Raw genomic sequence first — 22,542 nt, 5'->3', positions numbered from 1 at the left:
CATGGCAGTGTCACAGCACGTAGTGGTCCACCAGCAGCGCGGCAAACAGCACGCTCAGGTGGATGAGGGAAAACCGGAAGGTCTTGCGCGCGAGCGCATCCGAGTAGTTGCGCCATAAGGCAAAGCCATAGCCACAAAAACCGGCGCTCAGCACGACCGCGGCGGCCAGATAGATCCAAGAACTCATGCCATACACGAAGGGCATCAGGCAACCCGCAAAAAGGATCAGGGTGTACAGGAACACCTGCAGGCGGGTGAACTCGTTGCCGTGCGTCACCGGCAGCATGGGCAGGCCGGACTTGCGGTAGTCCTCCACCCGGTAGAGGGCGAGCGCCCAGAAGTGCGGCGGCGTCCACAGAAAGATGATGAGGAACAGGATGAGCGCTTCCGGACCGACGTTGTTGGTCATGGCGGCCCACCCCAGCACCGGCGGCATGGCGCCCGATGCGCCCCCGATCACAATGTTCTGCGGGGTGAGCGGCTTGAGGATCACGGTGTAGATGACCGCATAGCCCACAAAGGTAGCAAACGTGAGCCACATGGTGAGCGGGTTCACCCAGAAATACAGCAGCGCCGAGCCCGCAGCACACAGCACGGCGGAAAACAGCAGCGTCTGGGTGTTGGAGAGCTGGCCTTTGGCCGTGGGGCGCCAGGCGGTGCGCTTCATCTTGGCGTCAATGCCCTGCTCCACGATGCAGTTGAAGGCGGCCGCCGCGCCCGCGACCAGCCACACCCCGGCACAGGCAATGGCCATCAGCCCGAGCTGCGCCCCGGAGGGAAGCCCTGGCACCGCGAGCACCATGCCGATCAAGGCACAAAAAACAATGAGCTGTACCACCCGCGGCTTGGTCAGCGCATAGAACTGCGACAGGCGCGACGGCGGGGATACAGCGGCGGGGGCAGCAACACTCATGCAGACACTCTCGATGCGCCCGAGGGCGCGGAAAACTCTTGGTGCGCAGCGGCCGTGTCGCTGGCCACCAGGGCCCAGGTCAACACCACCACCAGCGCTGCAGCACCGCCTGTGTGCAATACGGCGGCGATCAGCGGCCAGTCCAGCACCACGTTGGACAGACCCGTGACCAGCTGCAGCAGCGCGAGCGCCGCCAGCCAGCGCCCTTGCACCTGCAGCACATGCGCCTGTCGCAAGCGCCAGCACAGCATGCCCAGGGCCGCCAGCACCACATAGGCCATGAGCCGGTGGACGTAGTGAATGGCCGTGAGCCCCGCAAAACTGATGTGGCTACCGTCCTGAAGCATGCCCAGCGCGCGCCAGATCTGGAAGCCCTGCGAAAAATCCATGGGCGGCCACCAGCTGCCCTGGCAGGTGGGAAAGGTGGTGCAGGCCAGCACGGCGTAATTCGTGCTCACCCAGCCGCCCAGCACCACCTGAACGGCCACCAGAAGCGCCGTGGCCACCAGCCCCCAGCGCAGCCCGGCCGAGATGCGCACGGGCGCGCGGCCCTGTGCGGCGTGGGTCTGCCGCACGGCCTGGACACACAGCAGGGCCAGCAGCACCAGCCCGCCGATGAGGTGCAGCGTGACAATCGCCGGGAACAGCTTCATCGTCACCGTGAGCGCCCCGAACGCACCCTGCAGACACACCCAGAACAGCGTGAACGTCGGCCACCACGGGCTGATGGGGGCCGGCGGCCCCTGGCCCCGCAGAGCCTTGCGATGCTGCACCCAGGCCGACACCGTGAGCACGATGATGAGCACGCCCACGCCCGTGGCGAGGTAGCGATGGATCATCTCCACCCACGCCTTCCCGTGCGTCACGGGCCCGGTGGGCATGGCCTCCTGAGCGGCGGAGATCTCCGCGCGGGCGCCCACGGGGCTGGCATTGCCATAGCAGCCGGGCCAGTCCGGGCAGCCCAGACCGGAATCGGTCAGACGCGTGAAGGCGCCAAACAGCACCAGATCAAACGTCAGGAACAGGGTCAGCACCGTGAGCGCTTGCAGGCGACGCACGGGCGATTTGCCCCGATTGCGCCAGCCCACCCAGGCCAGCGGCCCGAGCGCAATCAGCACGCCCAGCAGCATGAGCCTCGCCAGGGGCGCCAGGTCGTACAGCGGCTGTGTATCCATCATCATGGCTGCCCAGGTCGGCCCGCTTCATCCCACGAGGACGACGCACGCAGCAGGCGTTCCAGGTCGCGCTTGGCCTTGGCTGCGCCGGCAGCGTCCATGGCGGCGGGAAAACGCATCATCCAGTTGCCCATGGGGTCCACCACGTACAGATGGTCCGCGAGTTGCTGGCCCTCGGCGGGCGCCAGCCAGGTGCCGAGTGTTGCCGCATCCACCCGCAGCACCGTGGCCTTTTGCAGCGCGGGCGCCAGGGCGGCCGGAATCTCGGCTGCGTCGTTCACGAGCCATACCCAGTCCACACGGTCCTTTTCCCGGCCGACACTCTCGCGCAGTTGCCGCTGCAGGTAAAGATGGTTCTGGCAGGCAGCCTCGCACGCGCCCCCCGCGACGCTGACCAGGAGCCACTGCCCCTTGAGCGACGCAAGGGAAAGCGCCTTGCCATCGAGCGCCGTCGCGCTGGCATCCGGCAACGTGCGCTGCGGATTGATCAGCTCGCCATAGTTGCGGCGGCCTTCGGGACGGATCACGTAGTACGTGAAGTACGAGGCGACCACCGGGGCCGCACAGATGAGCAGCACGCCGAACATCTTCCACCGTCCGTAGCGCGCACGCTGGGCCGTGGCCACAGCACCTGCAGCTTCGGGCAGCGTGTGCACGGTCAGACCCAGGGGATGGTCCCCCTGCGCCTCAGGCGGCAGGCTGGCTGCGTGGGCGAATGAACCGTCGGACGATTTGGAACCAGACATAGAGAAGTGCAATCAGGCCGCAGAGCCCGAACCATTGAAATGCGTAACCGTAGTGTTTGTCGACGCCTGTGCCCACCACGGGCCAGTTGCGCTGCAGCCCCTCGCTGGGCTCGCCGCCCTGCTGCACCGTGAGCGGAGCCAGCGCCAGACCGGTTTCGGCGCGAAACGCTGCCAGGTCGAGATTTTGCCGGATGCGGGAAGACCCCAGCGCGCTGTCGGCGCCCTGGAACTCGTACAAACGGGACGGAGCAGGCGCCACGCGGCCCTGCACACGCACCATAGCGTCTTGAGGCGTAAGCACCTGGGGCAGCTGCATCCGATCCTGGAAGTTGCGCGGCGCCCACCCGCGCTGCACTAGCACCACACCGCCCCTCTCTGCGGCCAACTGCAGTGGCGTCAGCACAAAAAAACCCGGGCGGCCCTGCATCTGGCGGTTGTCAAGGTATACCGTGTGCTGTGGCAGCCAGTGCCCTTCCAGCACCACGGAACGGTGGACCAGGACATCCTGGTCCGGATCTGCGTTGAGCAAGCTTGCACCGTCTATCGCAGGCATGCGGCCCCGTTCGTCCAGCAGCGCCTGCAGCGCCTCCTTGTCTGCTGCGCGGGACAATTGCCAGCGCCCCATGGACGCGGTGATCAGCATCCCCGCAACTGCCGCCGCAGCAATCAGCCAAAAGCGCAGGCCCAGAGATGGACGGACGGCAGTCACTGGATAATGTGCTCCATGAAATACCTCGTAGTGGTGGCGTTTATTGCCATTCTTGCCAGCCTGGCTTCTGCCCTGTTCTTCATGATGCGCAATGGCCGCGACGACAAGGCCAAGGGCTCTCACATGGCCAAGGCGCTTGCGCTCCGGGTGGGGTTCTCCATCGTGCTTTTTCTGTGTATTTTGGTGGCATGGAAGCTCGGTTACATCCAGCCCACCGGACTGCCTGCCACCACGCGTTAAAGACGGACTTTTCGCCCCTCCACATGCCAACAAAAAAAGCGCCGCGAGGCGCTTTTTTCGTGGCAGAAGAAGCCCTCGTACGCTTACATCCAATAGACGAGCACGTAAAGGCCCAGCCACACCACGTCCACAAAGTGCCAGTACCAGGCGGCACCTTCAAAACCAAAGTGCTTGTCTGCCGTGAAATGGCCCTTCTGCAGGCGCAGCGTGATCACAAGCAGCATCAGCATGCCCAGGAACACGTGGAAACCGTGAAATCCGGTCAGCATGAAAAAGGTGGAGCCGAAAATACCCGAGTTGAGTTTCAGGTTCAGGTCGGTGTACAGGTGGTAATACTCGTAGCCCTGAACCAGCAGGAAGACGAAGCCCAACAGCACCGTGGCCCACATGAAGGCGATGGTCTTGCCGCGGTGGTTTTCACGCAGTGCATGGTGTGCAATCGTGAGAGTGACACCCGAAGTCAGAAGCAGCGCCGTATTGATGGTGGGCAGCCAGAAAGGGCCCACGGTCTGGAAAGGCTCCACGATCCCTGCGGGAGAAGCCGTGACGCCCGCAGCCAGGCTGGGCCACACGGCCTTGAAGTCCGGCCACAGCAGGGCGTTTTCCAGGCTGCCAAGCGCGGGCACAGAGTGCGAGCGCGCCCACCACAGGGCCGTGAAAAACGCGCCAAAGAACATTACCTCGGAGAAGATGAACCAGCTCATGCTCCAGCGGTACGAGAGGTCGATCTTGTGACCGTACAGACCCCCCTCACTCTCGCGAACCGCGTCACCGAACCACTGATACAGGGTGAACAGCCACCACACCAGACCCAGAGCAAGCGAATACTTGCCCCAGTCATGGCCGTTGATCCATTGGCCTGCGCCCAGAATGACAAAGAACAGACCAGCTGCCGCCATGACCGGATGACGCGACTCCGCCGGCACGTAGTAGTAGGGGGTTCCGCTGTGGGTTGATGCACTCATTTCAGCTCCTGACTCTCAAATCTTTGTTTTCAGCTTTGTATTCGGTACGCGGACCAACAACCAACTCACACTATCCAGTTAACCAGCCCGATCAGGCCAATCACCAACAAAAACACCGCAACCAGCCCCACCACGATGATGTGCAACGGATTGAGTTTTTCCACATCCTGCTGGTACTCGCTGCCTTTGCGCAGGCCGATCAGTGACCACGCCACAGCCCGCACGGTTCGCACCAGCGACCCCTTGCGTGCATGGGGTTTGTCGGCTGCCGGGCCATTCAGCGGCATGTTCACGATCCCGCCCCCTGCACGGGGGCTGTTGCAGGCAGCGAAAATCCGATTGCGGCCGTAGACTCGGGTGCGGGGGGCGTTTTGCCACCCACCTCAAAAAACGTGTACGACAGCGTGATGGTGGTGACATCCTTGGACAGTCGTGGGTCAATCACGAAAGCCACCGGCCATTCTTTTTTCTCACCCGGCTCCAGCACGTACTGGTTGAAACAGAAACACTCCAGCTTGTTGAAGTGCGCTGCAGCCTGGCGTGGCGCGTAACTGGGGATCGCCTGGGCGGCCATGCGACGGTTCTGGATGTTCTGGAACTCGTACATCACTGTCGTCAGTTCGCCCGGATGAACCTGCACAGAACGCTGCGCAGGTTTGAAATCCCAGGGGCCACGCGCGTTGGCGTCGAACTCCACGGTGATCGTGCGGGACCTGTCGACCTGCGTGTTCGCAGGCACCTTCACGTCCTTGCCTGCTACGCCGTTGCCTGGCACCTGGCGCTCTGACAGCGACAGGATGTTGATACCCGTCATTTCGCAGATGTGCTTGTAGATGGGAATCAACACATAGCCGAAGGCAAACATGCCAGCCGCAATCACGACCAGCTTGCCGACCATCTTGGCGTTTTCGCGGTGCAGGCTCATGGCAGGTGCGGCTCAGCGGGACAGCACAAACACTTTGACCACAAACCCGACAAAGAACACCACGGCCACCGATGCCAGGATCAGTGCCATCCGCAGGTTGCTCTTTTTTTGTTCGGGTGTCATGGCCATGGTGCTCAACCGATCACGCGGGTTGCCGTAGCGTCCAGCTTGGGCGGGTTTTCAAACGTGTGGAAAGGCGCTGGCGAGGGAACTTCCCATTCCAGACCCTCGGCGCCATCCCATGGCTTGGCCGCAGCTTTTTCGCCCTTGCCACGCATGGCGGGGATGACCACAGCCACAAAGAAATACACCTGGGCCAGACCAAAGCCAAGCGCACCCACCGAGGCGATGGCATTGAAATCAGCAAACTGCATGGGGTAGTCGGCGTAGCGACGGGGCATGCCGGCCAGACCCAGGAAGTGCATCGGGAAGAACGTGATGTTGAAGAAGATGAGCGACGACCAGAAGTGAATCTGACCACGCGTTTCAGAGTACATCACCCCCGTCCACTTGGGCAGCCAGTAGTACACGCCAGCAAACATGGAGAACAGCGAACCCGCCACCAGCACATAGTGGAAGTGGGCGACCACATAGTAGGTGTCTTGCAGCTGGATGTCGATCGGAGCCATCGCCAGGATCAGGCCGGTGAAGCCGCCCATGGTGAACACGAAGATGAAACCCACCGCAAACAGCATGGGGGTTTCAAACGTCATGGAGCCGCGCCACATGGTAGCGATCCAGTTGAAGATCTTCACGGCCGTGGGCACGGAGATCAGCATGGTGGCGTACATGAAGAACAGCTGACCCGTCACAGGCATGCCGGTCGTGAACATGTGGTGGGCCCACACGATGAACGACAGGATGGCGATGGACGATGTCGCGTAAACCATGGAGGCGTAACCAAACAGCTTCTTGCGGGCAAAGGCAGGAACGATCTGGCTGATGATGCCGAAGGCCGGCAAGATCATGATGTAGACCTCGGGATGGCCGAAGAACCAGAAGATGTGCTGGTACATCACCGGGTCACCGCCACCGGCGGGATTGAAGAAGCTGGTGCCGAAGTGACGGTCCGTCAGCGTCATGGTGATGGCACCGGCCAGCACAGGCATCACAGCGATCAGCAGGTAGGCGGTGATGAGCCAGGTCCAGGCGAACATGGGCATCTTCATCAGCGTCATGCCGGGGGCACGCATGTTCAGGATGGTCACGATGATGTTGATCGAGCCCATGATGGACGAAGCACCGAGGATGTGCATCGCGAAGATGCCCGCATCCATGGAGGGTCCCATCTGCAGCGTCAGCGGCGCATACAGCGTCCAGCCTGCCGCGGGAGCGCCGCCAGGCATGAAGAACGAGGCCACGAGCATGAGAGCGGCAGGAATCATCAGCCAGAAGCTGAAGTTGTTCATGCGTGCGAACGCCATGTCGGATGCCCCGATCTGCAGCGGGATCATCCAGTTCGCAAAGCCCACAAAGGCCGGCATGATGGCACCGAACACCATGATCAGACCGTGCATGGTGGTGAGCTGGTTGAACAGCTCGGGGTTCACCAGCTGCAGGCCGGGCTGGAACAGTTCGGCACGGATCAGCAGCGCCAGGACGCCGCCGATCATCAGCATGGTGAAGGAGAACAGCAGGTACAGCGTACCGATGTCCTTGTGGTTGGTGGCGTACACCCAGCGGCGCCAGCCGGTGGGTCCGTGGTGGCCGTGGTCGTCGTGTGCGTGGTCGCCCGCGTGACCGTGGTTGTCCAGAACTGCGCTCATGTTGGATTCCTCAATACGTTGGGGCGGTGATTACTTGCCACGCTGGGCCACGACTTCCGAAGGCTGCACCAGTTGGCCGGTCTTGTTGGACCAGGAATTCTTCGTGTAGGTGGCCACGGCGGCAATATCGGTGTCGCTCAGCTGCGCCCACGCAGGCATCGCGCCGTTGGCCGCGCCCTTGAGAAGGATGTCGATCTGCTTGGCGTGGTCGGCATCGAGCACTACTGCCGAGCCGTCCAGCGGCTTGATCGGACCCGCGCCCTTGCCGTTGGCCTGGTGGCAGGCAGCGCAATTGGCCGCATAGACCTTTTCGCCGCGTTGAACCAGGTCACCCAGGGCCCACACCTTGCTGGGGTCATCCAGCTTGGCTGCGGCAAGCTTCTTTTGCTCGCCCACCCAGGCGGTGTAATCCTCGGCGGACACCACCTTTACGTGGATGGGCATGTAAGCGTGCTCCTTGCCGCACAGCTCGGCACACTGGCCGTAGTAATCACCAATCTTCTCAGCACGGAACCAGGTGTCGCGCACAAAACCGGGAATGGCATCCTGCTTGATACCGAACGCCGGCACCATGAACGCGTGGATCACGTCATTGGCAGTCGTGATGATGCGGATCTTCTTGCCCACCGGCACCACCATGGGGTTGTCCACCTTCAGCAGGTAGTTGGCCGGGGCATCCTTGACATTGCCGCTGTCGGACATAACGCGGTGGCTGCTGTCCAGGGTAGAGATGAATCCGATGCCTTCGCCCTCACCCGTGATGTAGTCGTAACCCCACTTCCACTGGTAGCCGGTGGTTTTGATGGTCACATCGGCGTTGGTGGTGTCCTTCTGGGCCACCAGCACCTTGGTGGCTGGCAGCGCCATCAGGATCACGATGATGAAAGGAATCACGGTCCAGACGACTTCAACAGTCACTGACTCATGGAAATTGGCCGACTTGGCGCCCTTGGAACGGCGGTGCTTCCAGATCGAATAGAACATCACGGAGAACACTGCAACAAAGATCACCGTGCAGATGATCAGCATCATCCAGTGCAGAAAGTGCTGCTCTTCCGCAATCTTGGTCACCGGGGGATGCAGGTTCAGCTGGTTGACTGCAGGGCCTCCAGGCAGATCCTGGACGGCGTGGGCCGCAGAGCCCACCCATGCACCGGCAATCAGCAGCAGAGAAGCCAGTTTGTTGGAAATGCTCTTCATAGTTCTCACTTACTTCTAAGCCTCAATTTAACCAATCCCTTGGGCGCACCTGCATGGGGTCAGGCAGCGCGCAAGGCCATGCGGATCTCCGATGCCAGGGCCGGTCGAAGTTCGGGGCGCACATAGCGCCCCACTTCAACGGTCCGACCCTGCGCCGACAACATGATGAGCGAACGGTCACCGGTCTTGGGCTCGACCCGAACCCGGCTCCGATCAAACTCGGCACGCTTCAGCTTGCCTGCTGTCTCCAGCTCCACCACAAGGCGCGAACCCTGCAGTGAAATCCTCTCGCCATCCGCCGCATGGCGACCGTACATGGCGAACGCAATCCCTACCGCCACCATTTCGAGCCATGCAAAAGGCATCACCAGGCGGGCGCCGAGCATCCAGAAGAATGTCGCTATCCCCAGTGACACCACGCACAACGACAAGTACATCCAGCCCAATTGCACCGGAGTGACCGAGCAATTGCGACCCAGACGCCAGTCAATGCCTTGACCCGACACCGTGGCAAATTGAAAAACCAAACCCGTCACCCGATGTGCTCACAAGACTGCCGACTGCACTGCGCATCACACACTGGGCGTGACTGGCACAGCTGGCAAAGTTGCGCGGGAAGATGCCCGAAATCTCAATAACCTTGAATTGTAGCGTGCCTTGTTCCATGTCATTGACAGGAGGTTACACGTCAGCCCTCTTTGCCGTTTTTGCGCAGCATGCTGCGCATGTCCTGGAGCGAAACCGCACTGCTGGGACTCACGCGCACGCGCGGTGCGGGCTTGAAAGCATGCCCGTAGATGATCTCGAAAGTCAGTGCCAACTGACCTGAATTGTCCGGATCTGCCAGCCGATTCGAGAGCACCTGGTAGAGCTTGTCGCGCCAGCGGCGCCCGCGCAATGAGGGAAAGCGATCAGGATGAAGATTGCAACCCAGTTCCCGCAGTTCCTGCACCAGCCGCTCGGGGGCGGCAAACGTGAGGGTGATGCGCTCCATGTCCATCACCGGCTCGGCAAAACCGGCGTGCACCAGCATGTCACCCCAGTCGTGCATGTCGGTGAAAGCGTGGCCCGCCGGTGGCCAGCCGAGCTCGGAATACACCGCATGCAGCTCACGCAAGGTATCAGGCCCCAGGCACGAGAACATCAGGTAGCCATCCACCGCGAGAGCACGGTGCCATTGCGCGATCAGCGCCTGCGGGTCGGCCGCCGTGTGCAGCGCCATGTTGGCCCAGAGCATTTGCACACTCCCGTCCGCAGGCGCACCCAGTTGCGGGCTGGGTGCGCTCCAACGCGCTGGGCTCCACCAGGGCTTGGCCAGCGCCTGCCGGGCAACCGCTTCGCAACGGGGCGCTGTTTCGTAGATCTGGCAGCGCGCCTTGGGATAGCGCGCGCTCACCAGGGCATGCGCCTGCAGGCCGCCGCGCACCGCATCCCAGTGGCACCACGACTGCGGAGCCTGGCGAATCCACTGCAGGCGGTCCTCCATGCGGCGCGCAACCTCCTCGTGCAGCCAGGGAGATAAGGCCGGGGCCGCTGCATGCCAGCGGGCCGCGGCAACGGGATCAATGGTGGGGGGACGCTCGGAGGACATGGGCCGCGCGAGTATATTGATTCATGCTTTTTACGGGTCTGACGGGGATTTCGCGCCACCTTCGTGCATGGGCCGGCAAAGTGCCCAGCCAGTGTTCGTTTTGCCACGCATGGCCCTCGCAGCGTGTGTGCGAGGCCTGCGTGGCGCGATTTGCACAGCCTGCCACGCGTTGCCAGCGCTGCGCCCTGCGGGTGCCTGCGGGCGTATCCATCTGCGGGGCCTGCATTCAGAGCCCGCCCAGCTTTGACGGCTGCCTTGCTGCGGTGGACTACGCCTACCCTTGGGCCGATGCACTGGCGCAGTTCAAGTTTCGCGGCGATCCGGGATGGGCCCGGGCACTGGCCCTGCTGATGCGCAGCACACCGTGGATGGAGCCCGCCGTGGAAGCTGCAGACCGGGTCATCCCCGTGCCCCTGTCCACCGAGCGGCTGCGCGAGAGGGGCTTCAACCAGTCGGCCCTGCTGGCGCGGCATCTGGCGGGCCCCAAGACCGACCCCCAGACGCTGCTGCGCCTGCACGCCACCGAGGCGCAAAGCAGCCTGCCCAGGGCGCAGCGCCTGCGAAACCTGCGCGGGGCTTTTGCCCTGGAGCCGGGCCATGCTGCCAGCCTGCGCGGCCAGCGCGTGGTGCTGGTGGACGATGTGATGACCACCGGTGCCACCCTGGAAGCTGCCACGCTGGCCCTGCGCGAAGCGGGGGTGGCGCATGTCACGGCCGCCGTTCTGGCGCGCACCGGGCTGGATTGAAAGGCCTGCGGAAGGGAGCGAGAGACAAAAGGGATACTTTTGATTACGAGCGGTTGCCTTACTCACACGCCGCCCGATGACAATGGCAGGCATGTTTCATATCGTCCTTGTCGAGCCCGAGATCCCGCCCAACACCGGGAACGTCATTCGCCTCGCGGCCAACACGGGTTGCACCCTGCACCTGATCGAGCCCCTGGGATTCTCCATGGAAGACCGGCAGATGCGCCGCGCCGGGCTGGACTACCACGAATACGCCCAGGTCCAGCGCCACGCCGGATGGACGGCCTTTTTGCGCGATGCCCAGCCTGACCCGGCCCGCATGTTTGCCATGACCACCCATGGCTCGCAATCGGTCTACACCACCTGCTTTCTGCCCGGAGACTGGATGGTGTTCGGCGCGGAAACACGGGGGCTTCCGCCCGAGCTGCGCGAAAGCTTTCCACCCGCACAGCGGCTTCGCCTGCCCATGGTGGCGGGCCAGCGAAGCCTGAACCTGTCCAATGCCGTGGCCGTGACGGTGTTTGAAGGCTGGCGGCAAAACAGCTTTGCCACGCCCGATGGCGAGGTGGCCGTGGAGCCCGAAGGCACCATCATCAGCGGTTTCGCTCAGCTCGGCTGAGCCAGCCCCGGCTGCTCCGCCATGGCCAGGGGCACGTGTTCCGACAAAAAGTCGAGAAACACCCGGGTGCGCGCAGGCAGCATGCGGCCTGACGGCAACGCCGCATAGATGGTGTAGCGGGAGAAGATCCAGTCGGGCAGCACATGCACAAGCTCCCCCCGCGCCAGGTGCTCTTCGGCCAGCAGGCGCGACGTGACCACCACGCCCATGCCGTCCACCCCGGCACGCATCAAGAGCTCGGTGCTCACCGATTGCAGCACGGCAGGCGCCTCCACCTCGGCATCCGGCACGCCCGTGCGCAGCGACTGCAGGCGCAGCTTGCGGCCGGGCCCCATCTGGGCGCGCACGGGAGCGCTGGAGTCACGCAGGTGGTCGTGGTCTGCCAGATCCTGCGGGATGCGCGGCGTGCCCTTGCGCTGCAGGTAGCCGGGCGCGGCCAGCACGATGGCTTCACCCTGCAGCAAAGGGCGCGCCACGATGTTGGCGTCAAAGTCTTCGGCCGCCACCATGATGGTGACGTCGAACTCATCCACCCGGCTGGATGCGTAGGCATCCACATTGATGTCCAGCATGACCTTGGGGTGACGCGCATGCCAGGCGGCCACCATCGGCGCGAGAAAATTGGTGGCCAGCACCGGCGCCGCCACGATACGGATGGTGCCGCGCAGATCGCGCGTGCTGGCTGCGGCGGCGGCTTCGGCGTCGTCGATCTCGTGCAGGATGGCGCGCACCCGCTGCAAGTAGGCGTCGCCCGCATCGGTCAGCGCCAGCTTGCGGGTGGTGCGCTGCAGCAGGCGCGTGCCCAGGTGCTGTTCCAGCTCGGCCACCATGCGGGTGACCACGGGGGGCGACATGTCCATGGCGCGGGCGGCGGCGGCAAAGCCGCCCTCTTCCACCACGCGCTCGAAAATTTTCATCGCTTGCAGGCGGTCCATGGTTCAGACCTCCTGCCCGATTGCGACCAGGCTCAGGCCGGGGCGCCGAAATTGCGCGCCAGCGATTCGGCCACGCACACCGGCTTGTCGGAGCCCTCGCGCTCCACCGTCACCAGCCAGGTCATCTGCATGCCGTCGGGCGCCACGGGCTCGGCGGCCTGCAGCGTCAGGCGCGCGCGCAAGCGGCTGCCCACCGGCACCGGCGCGGTGAATCGCACCTTGTTGAGCCCGTAGTTCACGCCCATGCGTGAGCCTTCGATGGTCAGGCCCGCCTCGAAGAACTTCGGGATCAGCGACAGCGTGAGAAACCCGTGCGCAATCGGCGCGCCAAACGGCCCGGCCTTGGCACGCTCGGGGTCCACATGGATCCACTGGTGGTCGCCCGTGGCCTGGGCAAACAGGTTGACCTGTTCCTGCGTGATGGTGATCCATTCGGTCACCGCGACCTCCTGGCCCACGCAGGCGCTGACTTCGGAATAAGAGCGAAAGATTTTCATCGCTGCAATGTAGCCCTGCCCTCCTGTGGGCCTTGTCTGCCGGGTGACAGGTGTTTTCCCGAAGGGCTGGTTGTACGTTCTGCTTCACGCTGTCCTTCAAGAATTGAGCCAGGCACAGATGCCTTGCCACTGCTCCAGGTCGCGCGCCACGCGGCCGGGTGCCACGTCGAACAGCGTGAGGCCATGCGCCGCCAGGTGGATGTAGTTCTGCGTGTCGCGCAGATAGCCCAGCACCGGGAATCCCAGGCTGTCCACAAAGTGGTGCAGCTGCTCGGCCGCCTTGGTGCGCGCGTCCACGCGCATGCCCACGATGCCGATCTGCACGCCTTCGGCGCGGCGGTGTTCGGCCAGCTGGTCCAGAAAGCTGCGCGTGGCAAAGATGTCGAACACGCTGGGCTGCAGCGGCACGATGATCTTGTCGGCCAGCTTGAGCACGTCGTTCAGGCGCCAGCCGTGCAGGCCGGCGGGGGTGTCGAGCACCGCGTGCGTGGTGCCCTTGGGCGGGCGGCTGATCACATCCGAGCTGGTGTCCCAGCTGCCGATCGGGCGCGCCGCAGGCGGGCGCAGGCCCAGCCACAGCCGGGCGGATTGCTGCCGGTCGGTGTCGCCCAGGATCACGGGGTGGCCCTGGCTTGCAAAGTAGCCCGCGATGTTGGTGGACAGCGTGGACTTGCCCACCCCGCCCTTCGGATTGGCGACAACAACTACTGGCATGACAACCTCCTTGGAATCTGCACAACCATGAAAAATCAAGCCAAATCAGCCTCCAGCGGTTGATAGACAAGCGCCAAAAGCTATTATTTTTATAGCAATCGCCCCATCAGGCGTGCTGCCCGCCGCGCTTGACGAAGAACAGCCCGGCGCCCACCGCCATCAGCAAGCCACCGAACACGCGGTTCTGCGCCCGCACCGCGCGTGCGCTGCGCATCAGTCGGCGCAGGGCGCTGGCCCCCGCAGCGTAGCCGTGCATGACCACCACGTCCACCGTGACGGTGGTGGCGGCCATCACCAGCAACTGCGTCCACAGCGGGCGCGTGTCGGTCATGAACTGGGGTAACACGGCCACCATGAAGATGATGCCCTTGGGGTTGGTGGCATTGGTCAGAAAGCCCGTGAGGCAGCGCTTTTGCCAGGTGCCGGCGGCCTCGGCAGCATCGCCCTGCACGGGCGAGGCGTCCCCGGCGCGCCACTGCGCAAAGCCCACATAGATCAGGTAACACGCGCCCAGCACCTTGACGATGCTGAACGCCACCTCCGACGCCAGCAGCAGCGAGCCCACGCCTGCCCCAGCGATGAGCAGGATCAGCAACAGGCCCAGCTGCAGGCCCAGGATGGTGGCACCCGTCTTGCGCACGCCGTACGACAAGCCATGGCTCATCGACAGCACGGCCCCCGAGCCCGGCGACACCGCAATCAGGCACGACGCCGCAAAAAAAGCCAGCCAAGTCTGCAAATCCATGGGTCACCGTACCTGTGTGCGAAGAAGGGCCAGCATCTTAACAACGCCCCCGCACCGTTGCCACGGTGTGAATAAAAATGAGCTCCAGCGCTTTACCATCAAGCGCGAACAGCTATCAAAACAGAAGCGCAATAAGCGGCAGCGCTGCGCACCCTGCACCGCCACGGGAATGCCAGAATTCCGATACGCCCACCCCATGCCACCACGGCCCCTCCATGGAACACGCCCCCACCTGGCTTACCTACGGTTTCCTGTACCTCACCGCCGCCGTGCTGGCCGTGCCCATTGCCAAGGCGCTGGGCCTGGGCGCCATCATTGGCTACCTGGCGGCGGGCATCGCCATCGGGCCCTGGGGCCTGGGGCTGGTGAGCAACGTGCAGGACATCCTGCACTTTGCCGAGTTTGGCGTGGTGCTGATGCTGTTCCTTGTCGGCCTGGAGCTGCAGCCCAGCCGCCTGTGGGCGCTGCGCCGCCCGATCTTCGGCACCGGCAGCGCGCAGGTGCTGGGCTGCGCGGCCGTGCTGTTTGCGCTGGGCGCGCTGGCCGGCCTGCCCTGGCGTGTGGCGCTGGTGGGCGCGCTGGGCCTGGCGCTGTCGTCCACGGCCATTGCGCTCAAGACGCTGGCCGAGCGCAACCTCATGCGCACGCAGAGCGGGCAGGCGGGCTTTTCCATCCTGCTGTTCCAGGACGTGGCGGCCATCCCCATCCTGACTCTGCTGCCCGTGCTGGGCGCCGCCGCGGCCGGTGGCGCAGGCCACACCCCGGGCGAGTTGGTGCTGGAGGTGCTCAAGATCATCGGCGTGATCGCGGCCATCATTCTCGGCGGTCGCCTGCTGCTGCGGCCCGTGCTGCGCTGGATCGCCAAAAGCAACACCCCCGAGATCTTCACCGCCGCCGCGCTGCTGCTGGTGGTGGGCATCGCCTACCTGATGGTGCTGGTGGGCCTGTCGATGGCGCTGGGCGCCTTTCTGGCCGGCGTGCTGCTGGCCGACAGCGAATACCGCCGCGAGCTGGAGGCCGACATCGAGCCTTTCAAGGGTCTGCTGCTCGGGTTGTTCTTCATCGCCGTGGGCATGAGCATCGACTTCGGCGTGATCCTGCGCTCGCCCGGCGTCATGGCCACCGTCCTGGTCGGCTTTCTGGCGGCCAAGGCCATCGTCATCTATGCCCTGGCCAGGTTCGTCGGCATACCGTATCAGGAGCGGCCGGTGTTCACCCTGCTGCTGGCGCAGGGCGGCGAGTTTGCGTTTGTGGTGTTCCAGGCCGCTGCGGGCGCCCGCGTCTTCCCGGCCGAGACCGCCTCGCTGCTGATTGGCGCCGTGGCGCTGTCGATGCTGATCAGCCCGCTGCTGCTGGTGCTGCTGGACCGCGTGCTGTTGCGCCGCCATGCGCAGCTCAAGACCGCCACGCCCCAGGCCGAGGAAATCTCCGAGCCGCAGGAGGCGCCCATCATCATCGCGGGCTTCGGCCGCTATGGGCAGATCGTCTCGCGCGTGCTGCTGGCGCAGGGCATCCCCACCACCGTGCTGGACCACAGCGTGGACATGCTGGAAGTGGCGCGCACCTTCGGCTACCGCGTGTTCTATGGCGACGCCACCCGGCTCGACCTGCTGCGCATTGCCGGGGCCGAACACGCGCGCATCCTTGTCATTGCCGTGGACGATGCCGAGCAGTCCGTGCAGATTGCCAGGCTGGCGCGCGCGCACTTCCCCCACCTGCAGGTGGTGGCCCGCGCCCGCGACATCACCCACTGGAACAAGCTGCGCGACCTGGGCGTAACGCTGGTGCAACGTGAGCTGTTCGAGTCCAGCCTGCAAAGCGCCCACACCGTGCTGGAGCTGATGGGCCTGCCACCCGCGCAAGCCACCGCCATCACCCAGCGCTTTCGCACCCACAACATCGCCCTGGCCGACCGCATGTACCCGCACCACAAGGACCGCGCCAAGTTCATCGCGGTAGCCCGCGAGGGGCGCAACCAGCTGGCCGAGCAGATGGCCAAAGAGCGGCAGGAGAGTGCGGCGCTGAGCGCGGCGGGGGCGGAGTACCCGGGGTATGGCGGCGCGGACGATGCGGCACAAGGCGATGCGCCTGCCAGCATCCAGAATCCTGATAAAAACGGGCTGTAGCGCTTATCCATAAAGCGCCAACCGCTACATTAACAATAGCATTCCAAAAAACACGCGGCGTTCTGCAAGCCCCGCGCAGACCCTGAACACCACGGCACAATCGCGCCCATGACCCTGCCCATCGACGCCCCCTGGATTCAGACCCTGCGGCTCACGCTGGAGGTGGCTGCCACCGTGGCATTCGCACTCTCGGGCGTGATCATGGCCGCGCGCAAGCGGCTCGACGCCGTGGGCGTGTGCGTGGTGGCCTTTGTGGCGGCATTTGGCGGGGGCACCCTGCGCGACCTGCTGCTGGACCAGCGGCCCTTCTTCTGGATACGCCACACCGGCTTCGTCTGGGGCATTCTGGCGCTGTGCATTGGTGCCATGCTGTTCATGCGGCAGCGTCACTTTCAGCCCACCGAGCGCGCCATGCTGCTGCCCGATGCGATTGGCCTGGGGCTTTTTGCGGCCGTGGGCGTGGACATTGCCACCGCCGTCGGCATGCCCCCCCTCATCGCCGTGATGATGGGCGTGACCACCGGCGTCTTTGGTGGCGTGCTGCGCGACGTGCTGTGCAACGAGGTGCCGCAGGCCTTCAGCGACCACCGGCCTTATGCGCTGTGCGCGTTCGCCGGTGGCTGGGTGGACGTGGGCCTGCGCCAGCTGCAGGCCCCGGAGTGGGTGCCCCTGGTGGTCTGCGTGCTGTTCACCGCCGGCCTGCGCGGGCTGGCGCTGTGGCGCAACTGGCAGCTGCCCGCGTGGCGGGTGTAGCAATACCCGCACCGCCCTCCCCGCTGGCGCCCCCGTGACAGCCCCGGGCCGCATACGCCGCCACACTGGCCGGCAAGACTGCAGGAGACACCGCCCCATGACAGCAGACCACCCCCAACCGGCCACGCTGGCCGCCACCGCCCTCATCGACAGCGACGCGCCCACCGTGCGAGCGTTTGCCGCCAAACATGCGCAGGGCACCACCGACCGCGAGCGCGTCGTGGCCCTGTACCTGGCCGTGCGCGACGGCTTTCGGTATGACCCGTACCGCATCGACCTGTCGCCCCACGGCATGACGGCGAGCACGGTGCTGGCCAACGGCTACGGCTGGTGTGTGCCCAAGGCCGCATTGCTGACGGCGGTGTGCCGCGCGGCAGGCATCCCGGCGCGCATGGGCTTTGCGGACGTGAGGAACCACCTGTCCACCGAGCGCATGCGCGAGACCATGAAGACCGACCTCTTCATCTGGCACGGCTACACCGACATCTGGCTCGATGGCGCCTGGCGCAAGGCCACGCCCGCGTTCAACATCGAGCTGTGCGAGCGCTTTGGCCTGCTGCCGCTGGAGTTCGATGGGCTGAACGACTCCATCTACCACCCTTTCGACAAGACCGGCCAGCGCCACATGGAATACGTGCGCCAGCGCGGCGCGTTTGACGACCTGCCGCTGGCGCAGATCGTGGCCGACTTCCGCACGGTGTACGGCGGCTGGCTGCAGGGCGACGCCACCCGCAGCAGCCTGCAGGACGCCAGTTTTGCCAACGACATTGAAAAGGAAACTCGCTGATGCCGCACGCCCCCGAGACCGCCACCACTGCCGCCAACGCCGCCATTCCCACAGGCTTCGCCCCGCTGGTGGCCGGCGGCCCTTACATCCAGCACAACGGCCCGCTGTATGTGCTGCACCAGGGCCCTGTGGTGAAGTTCGGCTTTCGCGTGGAGCGGCACCACACCAACCCCATGGGCAACCTGCACGGCGGCATGATGGCCACGTTCTGCGACATGCTGCTGCCGCTATCGGTGCACCGCAAAAGCGACCAGGTGGCCGACCGCTTTTTGCCCACCATCAGCCTGCAGATCGACTACCTGGCCCCTGCCCCGCTGGGCGCCTGGGTGGAGGGCGAGGCAGAGCCGCTGCGCATCACGCGCTCGCTGGTGTTTGCGCAAGGGCTGGTGACGGCCCACGGTGTGCCGTGTGCGCGGGTGAGCGGCGTGTTCAAGATCGGGCCGGTGGCGCCCCTGGATGCGGTGGAATAAGCACACCGTGCGGCCCTGCAGCAAGGGATATCCTGCATAACCCTCGCGCGGCGGTGGTAGTGCGGATCGGGATGGGGCGCAAGGCGTCTTTTGGCAGCCAACAGCCGGGCTATTGGCAAGAAAAGCAACGCAGCGAACCGCCCGAGGCCGCGCTATCACGGGCCGCAGGGAGTTGTGCAGGTCATCCCAAGCCCGCATGGGCTCAGAGATAATGCGCTTTTGGCCCCCGGGTCATCCACCATTGAACACCGAAGGTTCTCATGCTCTGTGCCGTTGTTCTATGTGTTGCCGCCGCCGCAGGCGGGCAGCCGGCAGCGGCCGATGGCTGGTTCACATTGACCGGCGACCGGGCAGAGACCAGCAAGAACCTCATTGAAATCCTGCCCGAGCCCATTGGTGTGGACCAGCGCGTGCTGCTGGATCTGCGGGTCTCGCGCGACCGGGAGCGCACGTCGTTCCGGGGGCAGAAATACCGTTCGTACTACGCCAAGGCGGTGGTGGACTGCACCGCGCGGCGGGCCTGGTACCTGCACCTTTCGTACTACGCGCAGCCACACTGGGCCGGCAACGTGATCGCCAAGGAAGAGTACAAGGAAGGCGAGGCCGAGGTACGGTTCAAGGACATGGCCAGTGAATGGTCGCAGCGCATGGTGTCGGCGGCCTGCAAGGTGCGCAAGCTCTCCGGCTGACCGCGGCCGCAGCAGCGTTTAGCGCTCTCAGAATACCCATCAAAACAGCCTCTGGCGCTTATCCATCAAGCGTCAGAAGCTATCTTTTTTGATGGTTAACCTCTCCGCAGCGTTCAGTCCACGCTGGCGCCTGATTCCTTGACGACCTTGCCCCATTTCACGCTCTCGGCCTGGATGAAGGCGGCGAACTGTGCGGGTGTTTCGCTGTAGGTTTCAGCGCCCTGCTCGTTGATCTTCTTCTTCACGTCAGGCTGGGACAGTACCTTGACCAGCGCGGTATTGAGCTTGGCCAGCACGGGCGCAGGCGTACCAGCGGGGGCAAACATGCCAAACCACGACGTGGCCTCGTAGCCGGGTACGCCCGCTTCGGCGATGGTGGGCACGTTGGGCAGCTCGGGCGAGCGCTTGGCGGTGGTCACGGCGATGGGCACCAGCTTGCCGCTGCGCACATGCTGGATGGCCGAGGGCATGTTGTCGAACATGATGCCGATCTGGTTGCCGAGCAGGTCCGTCACAGCCGGGGCACTGCCCTTGTAGGGCACGTGCACCATGTCCACCTTGGCCAGGCTCTTGAACAGCTCGCCTGACAGGTGGATGGAGCTGCCGTTGCCCGACGAACCAAAGTTGATCTTGCCGGGGTTGGCCTTGGCGTAGGCGATCAGCTCGGGCACCGTCTTGAACGGCTGGGCGGGGTGGGCCACCAGCAGGTTGGGCACGTTGGCCACGCGGGTCAGCGGGGCGAAGTCCTTGACGGGGTCGAACGGCATCTTTTTGTACAAGGCGGCGTTGATGGCGTGCGTGCCCACCGTGCCCATGAACAGGGTGTGGCCGTCTGCGGCGGCCTTGGCAGCCATTGCGCCGCCAATGTTGCCGCCAGCGCCTGCGCGGTTATCCACGACGACCGACTGGCCCAGCTCGGTGGTCAGAGCCTGCCCGATGATGCGCGCCAGGATGTCGGTGGTACCACCTGCGGCAAACGGCACGACGATGGTGACGGGTTTGGTGGGGTAGGCCTGGGCGAACGCAGCGGGGCTGGCGACAAGGCCTGCGCCCAGCACGGCGGCAGAGGCGATGGCGCCCAGGGTGAAGCGGCGGCGTGCAGAGTTCGTGATCGGGTTCATGAGGCTTGTCTCCTTCAGGATGGTGGTGAAAAAATCGCAGTGGCGCGCCAGAAGCTGGACGTGCCATGGCCTCAACCGGGCGCGGGCGCCTGGGCGAGAACCTCGGTGGGTGCCCCCGCGGTCAGGGGGCGATAAAAGTCGTCAGATCACACGCTATACAGGGGCTACCCCTAGCGTGGTGCCTCCGCACACGTACAGAATCTGGCCCGTCACAAAACCGTTGTCGGGCGACAAAAAGAACAGCGCGGCACGGGCCACGTCTTCGGCGGTGCCCATGCGGCCCACGGCAATGCTGTTCAGGATGCGCTGCGTCTGCGGCGCGCCATCGGGGTTGCTCTGGCGAAACAGTTCGGTGGCGATGGGGCCGGGGCCGATGGCGTTGACGGTGATGCCGTCACGCCCGAGCTCCATGGCCAGCGTGCGCGTCATGCCGATCATTCCGGCCTTGGTGGCGGAGTAGACGATGCGCTCGCCCTTGCCCAAAGCGGCGCGCGACGACATGTTGACGATGCGGCCCTGCCCGCTGGCGCGCAGCGTGGGCAAAAAGGCCTGCACCAGCAGCATGGGCGCGCGCAGGTGCAGGCCCACCACGTCGTCCAGCTGCGCGGTGGTGGCGGTGTCGATGGTGCCGGGGCGCGTGGCGCCGGCGTTGTTCACCAGGGCGGTGACGTTGTGCTTGGCGGCAATCTCGGCCGCGCGTTCGCGGGTCGAGGCTTCATCGGTCAGGTCGCCCTGGTACGAGGTGAGTTGCGGGTGGCTCCAGGTGGGCAGCACGTAGTCGAGGTTGACCACGGCGCGGCCCTGGGCCAGCACGGCTTCTGCAATCGCGCGGCCGATGCCGTTGCTGGCGCCGGTGATGACGGTGACGGGAGTGCTTTGATCCATCGCTGTCACACGCGCTCCAGGATGATCGCAATGCCCTGGCCCACGCCGATGCACATGGTGCACAGCGCGTACTGGCCGGCGTGCTCGTGCAGGCGGTTGACGGCGGTGGTGACCAGACGCGCGCCGCTGGCGCCCAGCGGGTGGCCCAGCGCAATGGCGCCACCCCAGGCGTTCACCCGGGCATCGTCGTCCTTGATTCCCAGCGCGCGCAGCACGGCCAGGCCTTGCGCGGCAAAGGCTTCGTTGAGTTCGATCACGTCCATGTGGTCGATGGTCAGGCCCGTCTGCGCCAGCACCTTCAAGGTGGCAGGCGTGGGGCCAAAGCCCATGATGCGCGGCGCCACACCGGCCACGGCCATGCCCACCACGCGGGCGCGGGGCTTGAGGCCATATTTGGCGGCGTTGGCTTCATCGGCCAGCAGCAGCGCACAGGCGCCGTCGTTCACGCCGCTGGCGTTGCCCGCCGTCACCGTGCCATCGGGCCGCACCACACCCTTGAGCTTGGCCAGCGCCTCCAGGCTGGTCTCACGCGGGTGTTCGTCCTGGCTCACGATGATCGCGTCGCCCTTCTTTTGCGGGATGTGCACGGGCACGATCTCGCGCGCCAGGTGGCCGGCCTTGATGGCGGCCACGGCGTTGAGCTGGCTGCGCAGGGCCATCTGGTCCTGGGCTTCGCGCTCGATCCTGAAGTCGGTCGCCACGTTCTCGGCGGTTTCGGGCATGGAATCGACGCCGTATTTTTCTTTCATCAGCTTGTTGATGAAGCGCCAGCCAATCGTCGTGTCATACACCGCGTTGTTGCGGCTGAAAGCGCTCTCGGCCTTGGGCATGACGAAGGGCGCGCGGCTCATGCTCTCCACGCCGCCCGCGATCATCAGCCCGGCCTCGCCAGACTTGATGGCGCGTGCTGCCGTGCCCACGGCATCGAGCCCCGAGCCGCACAGGCGGTTGATGGTGGCGCCCGCCACGTCGATCGGCAGGCCCGCCAGCAGGCTGCTCATGTGGGCCACGTTGCGGTTGTCTTCACCGGCCTGGTTGGCGCAGCCGTAGAGCACGTCGGTCACCGCGGCCCAGTCCACGCCGGGGTTGCGGTCCATCAGCGCCTTGATGGGGATGGCACCCAGGTCGTCGGTGCGCACGCTACTGAGCGCGCCGCCGTAGCGGCCGAAAGGGGTGCGGATGGCGTCGCAGATGAAGGCCTGGCGTTGTGGTTGGCTCATGGTTT

27 protein-coding genes are annotated in these 22,542 nt (G+C 64.8%); 8 read left to right on the top strand and 19 right to left on the bottom strand.

What is annotated here, in order from left to right; genetic code table 11:
* Positions 1–10: 10 nt before the first annotated feature.
* The 4 genes from cyoE to KYG_RS03320 are packed head-to-tail and all read right to left on the bottom strand — an operon-like array spanning position 11 to position 3,543.
* Positions 11–913, bottom strand: coding sequence for a heme o synthase (gene cyoE, locus KYG_RS03335; RefSeq protein WP_008903412.1), 903 nt, complete (start codon positions 911–913; stop codon positions 11–13).
* Positions 910–2,091, bottom strand: a complete 1,182-nt coding sequence (locus tag KYG_RS03330; protein ID WP_085942491.1) for a heme A synthase — start codon at positions 2,089–2,091, stop codon at positions 910–912. Before KYG_RS03330 ends, cyoE begins: the two co-directional genes overlap by 4 nt.
* On the bottom strand, positions 2,091–2,834 hold the full coding sequence (locus KYG_RS03325; protein WP_008903410.1) for a hypothetical protein: 744 nt from the start codon (positions 2,832–2,834) through the stop codon (positions 2,091–2,093). The genes KYG_RS03330 and KYG_RS03325 overlap by 1 nt, the downstream gene beginning before the upstream one ends.
* Positions 2,776–3,543: an SURF1 family protein gene (locus tag KYG_RS03320; RefSeq protein ID WP_008903409.1), complete on the bottom strand. Its 768-nt coding sequence runs from the start codon at positions 3,541–3,543 to the stop codon at positions 2,776–2,778. Before KYG_RS03320 ends, KYG_RS03325 begins: the two co-directional genes overlap by 59 nt.
* Positions 3,544–3,558: 15 nt before the next feature.
* Here KYG_RS03320 and KYG_RS03315 point away from each other — a divergent pair, with 15 nt between their 5' ends.
* A complete protein-coding gene (locus tag KYG_RS03315) occupies positions 3,559–3,783 on the top strand; it encodes a twin transmembrane helix small protein (protein ID WP_008903408.1) in 225 nt (74 codons plus the stop codon).
* A gap of 83 nt (positions 3,784–3,866) precedes the next feature.
* On the opposite strand, the gene KYG_RS03310 is transcribed toward KYG_RS03315, so the two are convergent.
* From KYG_RS03310 to KYG_RS03280, 8 genes are all read right to left on the bottom strand, one after another.
* Positions 3,867–4,748 carry a cytochrome c oxidase subunit 3 gene (locus tag KYG_RS03310; RefSeq protein ID WP_008903407.1) on the bottom strand — a complete coding sequence of 294 codons (882 nt, stop codon included), beginning with the start codon at positions 4,746–4,748 and terminating at the stop codon, positions 3,867–3,869.
* 65 nt (positions 4,749–4,813) lie between these two features.
* The gene (locus KYG_RS03305; protein ID WP_034692925.1) at positions 4,814–5,035 is read right to left on the bottom strand and encodes a DUF2970 domain-containing protein; all 222 of its coding nucleotides are present in this window, start codon (positions 5,033–5,035) and stop codon (positions 4,814–4,816) included.
* Positions 5,036–5,037: 2 nt separating this feature from the next.
* Positions 5,038–5,673 (bottom strand): cytochrome c oxidase assembly protein, encoded by a 636-nt coding sequence (locus KYG_RS03300; protein WP_008903405.1) that lies wholly within the window; start codon positions 5,671–5,673, stop codon positions 5,038–5,040.
* Between the two features lie 12 nt (positions 5,674–5,685).
* A complete protein-coding gene (locus KYG_RS25005; protein WP_008903404.1) occupies positions 5,686–5,796 on the bottom strand; it encodes a cytochrome oxidase small assembly protein in 111 nt (36 codons plus the stop codon).
* Positions 5,797–5,807: 11 nt separating this feature from the next.
* Positions 5,808–7,439 (bottom strand): cytochrome c oxidase subunit I, encoded by a 1,632-nt coding sequence (ctaD, locus tag KYG_RS03295; RefSeq protein ID WP_008903403.1) that lies wholly within the window; start codon positions 7,437–7,439, stop codon positions 5,808–5,810.
* A 30-nt stretch (positions 7,440–7,469) separates the two neighbouring features.
* Complete coding sequence (gene coxB, locus KYG_RS03290) at positions 7,470–8,639, bottom strand: cytochrome c oxidase subunit II (protein WP_008903402.1); 1,170 nt, start codon at positions 8,637–8,639, stop codon at positions 7,470–7,472.
* 59 nt (positions 8,640–8,698) lie between these two features.
* Entirely contained in the window at positions 8,699–9,175 is a 477-nt protein-coding gene (locus KYG_RS03285) for a DUF2244 domain-containing protein (RefSeq protein ID WP_034692923.1), read from the bottom strand.
* A gap of 152 nt (positions 9,176–9,327) precedes the next feature.
* Complete coding sequence (locus KYG_RS03280; protein ID WP_034692921.1) at positions 9,328–10,230, bottom strand: class I SAM-dependent methyltransferase; 903 nt, start codon at positions 10,228–10,230, stop codon at positions 9,328–9,330.
* A 23-nt stretch (positions 10,231–10,253) separates the two neighbouring features.
* Between KYG_RS03280 and KYG_RS03275 the strand changes: the two genes are divergently transcribed.
* Both KYG_RS03275 and KYG_RS03270 read left to right on the top strand, forming a co-directional pair.
* Positions 10,254–10,976: a ComF family protein gene (locus KYG_RS03275; protein ID WP_008903399.1), complete on the top strand. Its 723-nt coding sequence runs from the start codon at positions 10,254–10,256 to the stop codon at positions 10,974–10,976.
* 91 nt (positions 10,977–11,067) lie between these two features.
* Complete coding sequence (locus tag KYG_RS03270) at positions 11,068–11,595, top strand: tRNA (cytidine(34)-2'-O)-methyltransferase (RefSeq protein ID WP_034692970.1); 528 nt, start codon at positions 11,068–11,070, stop codon at positions 11,593–11,595.
* On the opposite strand, the gene KYG_RS03265 is transcribed toward KYG_RS03270, so the two are convergent.
* The 4 genes from KYG_RS03265 to KYG_RS03250 form a co-directional block, all read right to left on the bottom strand.
* Positions 11,583–12,530, bottom strand: a complete 948-nt coding sequence (locus tag KYG_RS03265) for a LysR family transcriptional regulator (RefSeq protein WP_008903397.1) — start codon at positions 12,528–12,530, stop codon at positions 11,583–11,585. The two genes, KYG_RS03270 and KYG_RS03265, sit on opposite strands and share 13 nt — an antisense overlap.
* 32 nt (positions 12,531–12,562) lie before the next feature.
* Complete coding sequence (locus KYG_RS03260; RefSeq protein WP_008903396.1) at positions 12,563–13,027, bottom strand: MaoC family dehydratase; 465 nt, start codon at positions 13,025–13,027, stop codon at positions 12,563–12,565.
* Positions 13,028–13,123: 96 nt separating this feature from the next.
* Positions 13,124–13,741: a ParA family protein gene (locus KYG_RS03255; RefSeq protein ID WP_008903395.1), complete on the bottom strand. Its 618-nt coding sequence runs from the start codon at positions 13,739–13,741 to the stop codon at positions 13,124–13,126.
* Positions 13,742–13,847: 106 nt separating this feature from the next.
* Positions 13,848–14,486, bottom strand: coding sequence for a LysE family translocator (locus KYG_RS03250; RefSeq protein ID WP_008903394.1), 639 nt, complete (start codon positions 14,484–14,486; stop codon positions 13,848–13,850).
* Positions 14,487–14,701: 215 nt separating this feature from the next.
* On the opposite strand from KYG_RS03250, the gene kefC reads away from it, so the two are divergent.
* The 5 genes from kefC (at position 14,702) to KYG_RS03225 (ending at position 19,311) form a co-directional block, all read left to right on the top strand.
* Positions 14,702–16,612 (top strand): glutathione-regulated potassium-efflux system protein KefC, encoded by a 1,911-nt coding sequence (gene kefC, locus KYG_RS03245; RefSeq protein ID WP_008903393.1) that lies wholly within the window; start codon positions 14,702–14,704, stop codon positions 16,610–16,612.
* Positions 16,613–16,720: 108 nt separating this feature from the next.
* Positions 16,721–17,365 (top strand): trimeric intracellular cation channel family protein, encoded by a 645-nt coding sequence (locus tag KYG_RS03240; RefSeq protein WP_008903392.1) that lies wholly within the window; start codon positions 16,721–16,723, stop codon positions 17,363–17,365.
* A 97-nt stretch (positions 17,366–17,462) separates the two neighbouring features.
* Complete coding sequence (locus tag KYG_RS03235; RefSeq protein ID WP_008903391.1) at positions 17,463–18,152, top strand: transglutaminase family protein; 690 nt, start codon at positions 17,463–17,465, stop codon at positions 18,150–18,152.
* Complete coding sequence (locus KYG_RS03230; protein WP_008903390.1) at positions 18,152–18,622, top strand: PaaI family thioesterase; 471 nt, start codon at positions 18,152–18,154, stop codon at positions 18,620–18,622. The genes KYG_RS03235 and KYG_RS03230 overlap by 1 nt, the downstream gene beginning before the upstream one ends.
* Positions 18,623–18,882: 260 nt before the next feature.
* Entirely contained in the window at positions 18,883–19,311 is a 429-nt protein-coding gene (locus tag KYG_RS03225) for a surface-adhesin E family protein (protein ID WP_008903389.1), read from the top strand.
* 113 nt (positions 19,312–19,424) lie between these two features.
* Here the strand turns inward: KYG_RS03225 and KYG_RS03220 are convergent, their stop codons facing one another.
* The 3 genes from KYG_RS03220 to pcaF form a co-directional block, all read right to left on the bottom strand.
* A complete protein-coding gene (locus tag KYG_RS03220) occupies positions 19,425–20,432 on the bottom strand; it encodes a tripartite tricarboxylate transporter substrate binding protein (protein WP_008903388.1) in 1,008 nt (335 codons plus the stop codon).
* A gap of 153 nt (positions 20,433–20,585) precedes the next feature.
* Positions 20,586–21,317: an SDR family NAD(P)-dependent oxidoreductase gene (locus KYG_RS03215; RefSeq protein ID WP_008903387.1), complete on the bottom strand. Its 732-nt coding sequence runs from the start codon at positions 21,315–21,317 to the stop codon at positions 20,586–20,588.
* Between the two features lie 5 nt (positions 21,318–21,322).
* Entirely contained in the window at positions 21,323–22,537 is a 1,215-nt protein-coding gene (pcaF, locus tag KYG_RS03210) for a 3-oxoadipyl-CoA thiolase (protein ID WP_008903386.1), read from the bottom strand.
* Between the last annotated feature and the right edge of the window lie 5 nt (positions 22,538–22,542).

This window comes from Acidovorax sp. NO-1, from assembly GCF_000238595.1.
GTDB lineage: Bacteria > Pseudomonadota > Gammaproteobacteria > Burkholderiales > Burkholderiaceae_C > Acidovorax.
This window is presented reverse-complemented; position numbering and strand designations above follow the sequence as displayed.

Coding starts and splice junctions, on each gene's coding strand:
- cyoE (WP_008903412.1), bottom strand. CDS start 913: ATGAGTGTTGCTGCCCCCGCCGCTGTATCCCCGCCGTCGCGCCTGTCG.
- KYG_RS03325 (WP_008903410.1), bottom strand. CDS start 2,834: ATGTCTGGTTCCAAATCGTCCGACGGTTCATTCGCCCACGCAGCCAGC.
- KYG_RS03300 (WP_008903405.1), bottom strand. CDS start 5,673: ATGAGCCTGCACCGCGAAAACGCCAAGATGGTCGGCAAGCTGGTCGTG.
- KYG_RS03260 (WP_008903396.1), bottom strand. CDS start 13,027: ATGAAAATCTTTCGCTCTTATTCCGAAGTCAGCGCCTGCGTGGGCCAG.
- KYG_RS03275 (WP_008903399.1), top strand. CDS start 10,254: ATGCTTTTTACGGGTCTGACGGGGATTTCGCGCCACCTTCGTGCATGG.
- KYG_RS03280 (WP_034692921.1), bottom strand. CDS start 10,230: ATGTCCTCCGAGCGTCCCCCCACCATTGATCCCGTTGCCGCGGCCCGC.
- KYG_RS03235 (WP_008903391.1), top strand. CDS start 17,463: ATGACAGCAGACCACCCCCAACCGGCCACGCTGGCCGCCACCGCCCTC.
- KYG_RS03225 (WP_008903389.1), top strand. CDS start 18,883: ATGCTCTGTGCCGTTGTTCTATGTGTTGCCGCCGCCGCAGGCGGGCAG.
- KYG_RS03250 (WP_008903394.1), bottom strand. CDS start 14,486: ATGGATTTGCAGACTTGGCTGGCTTTTTTTGCGGCGTCGTGCCTGATT.
- kefC (WP_008903393.1), top strand. CDS start 14,702: ATGGAACACGCCCCCACCTGGCTTACCTACGGTTTCCTGTACCTCACC.
- KYG_RS03220 (WP_008903388.1), bottom strand. CDS start 20,432: ATGAACCCGATCACGAACTCTGCACGCCGCCGCTTCACCCTGGGCGCC.
- pcaF (WP_008903386.1), bottom strand. CDS start 22,537: ATGAGCCAACCACAACGCCAGGCCTTCATCTGCGACGCCATCCGCACC.
- KYG_RS03240 (WP_008903392.1), top strand. CDS start 16,721: ATGACCCTGCCCATCGACGCCCCCTGGATTCAGACCCTGCGGCTCACG.
- KYG_RS03230 (WP_008903390.1), top strand. CDS start 18,152: ATGCCGCACGCCCCCGAGACCGCCACCACTGCCGCCAACGCCGCCATT.
- KYG_RS03315 (WP_008903408.1), top strand. CDS start 3,559: ATGAAATACCTCGTAGTGGTGGCGTTTATTGCCATTCTTGCCAGCCTG.
- ctaD (WP_008903403.1), bottom strand. CDS start 7,439: ATGAGCGCAGTTCTGGACAACCACGGTCACGCGGGCGACCACGCACAC.
- KYG_RS25005 (WP_008903404.1), bottom strand. CDS start 5,796: ATGACACCCGAACAAAAAAAGAGCAACCTGCGGATGGCACTGATCCTG.
- KYG_RS03215 (WP_008903387.1), bottom strand. CDS start 21,317: ATGGATCAAAGCACTCCCGTCACCGTCATCACCGGCGCCAGCAACGGC.
- KYG_RS03310 (WP_008903407.1), bottom strand. CDS start 4,748: ATGAGTGCATCAACCCACAGCGGAACCCCCTACTACTACGTGCCGGCG.
- KYG_RS03265 (WP_008903397.1), bottom strand. CDS start 12,530: ATGGACCGCCTGCAAGCGATGAAAATTTTCGAGCGCGTGGTGGAAGAG.
- coxB (WP_008903402.1), bottom strand. CDS start 8,639: ATGAAGAGCATTTCCAACAAACTGGCTTCTCTGCTGCTGATTGCCGGT.
- KYG_RS03330 (WP_085942491.1), bottom strand. CDS start 2,091: ATGATGGATACACAGCCGCTGTACGACCTGGCGCCCCTGGCGAGGCTC.
- KYG_RS03270 (WP_034692970.1), top strand. CDS start 11,068: ATGTTTCATATCGTCCTTGTCGAGCCCGAGATCCCGCCCAACACCGGG.
- KYG_RS03255 (WP_008903395.1), bottom strand. CDS start 13,741: ATGCCAGTAGTTGTTGTCGCCAATCCGAAGGGCGGGGTGGGCAAGTCC.
- KYG_RS03305 (WP_034692925.1), bottom strand. CDS start 5,035: ATGCCGCTGAATGGCCCGGCAGCCGACAAACCCCATGCACGCAAGGGG.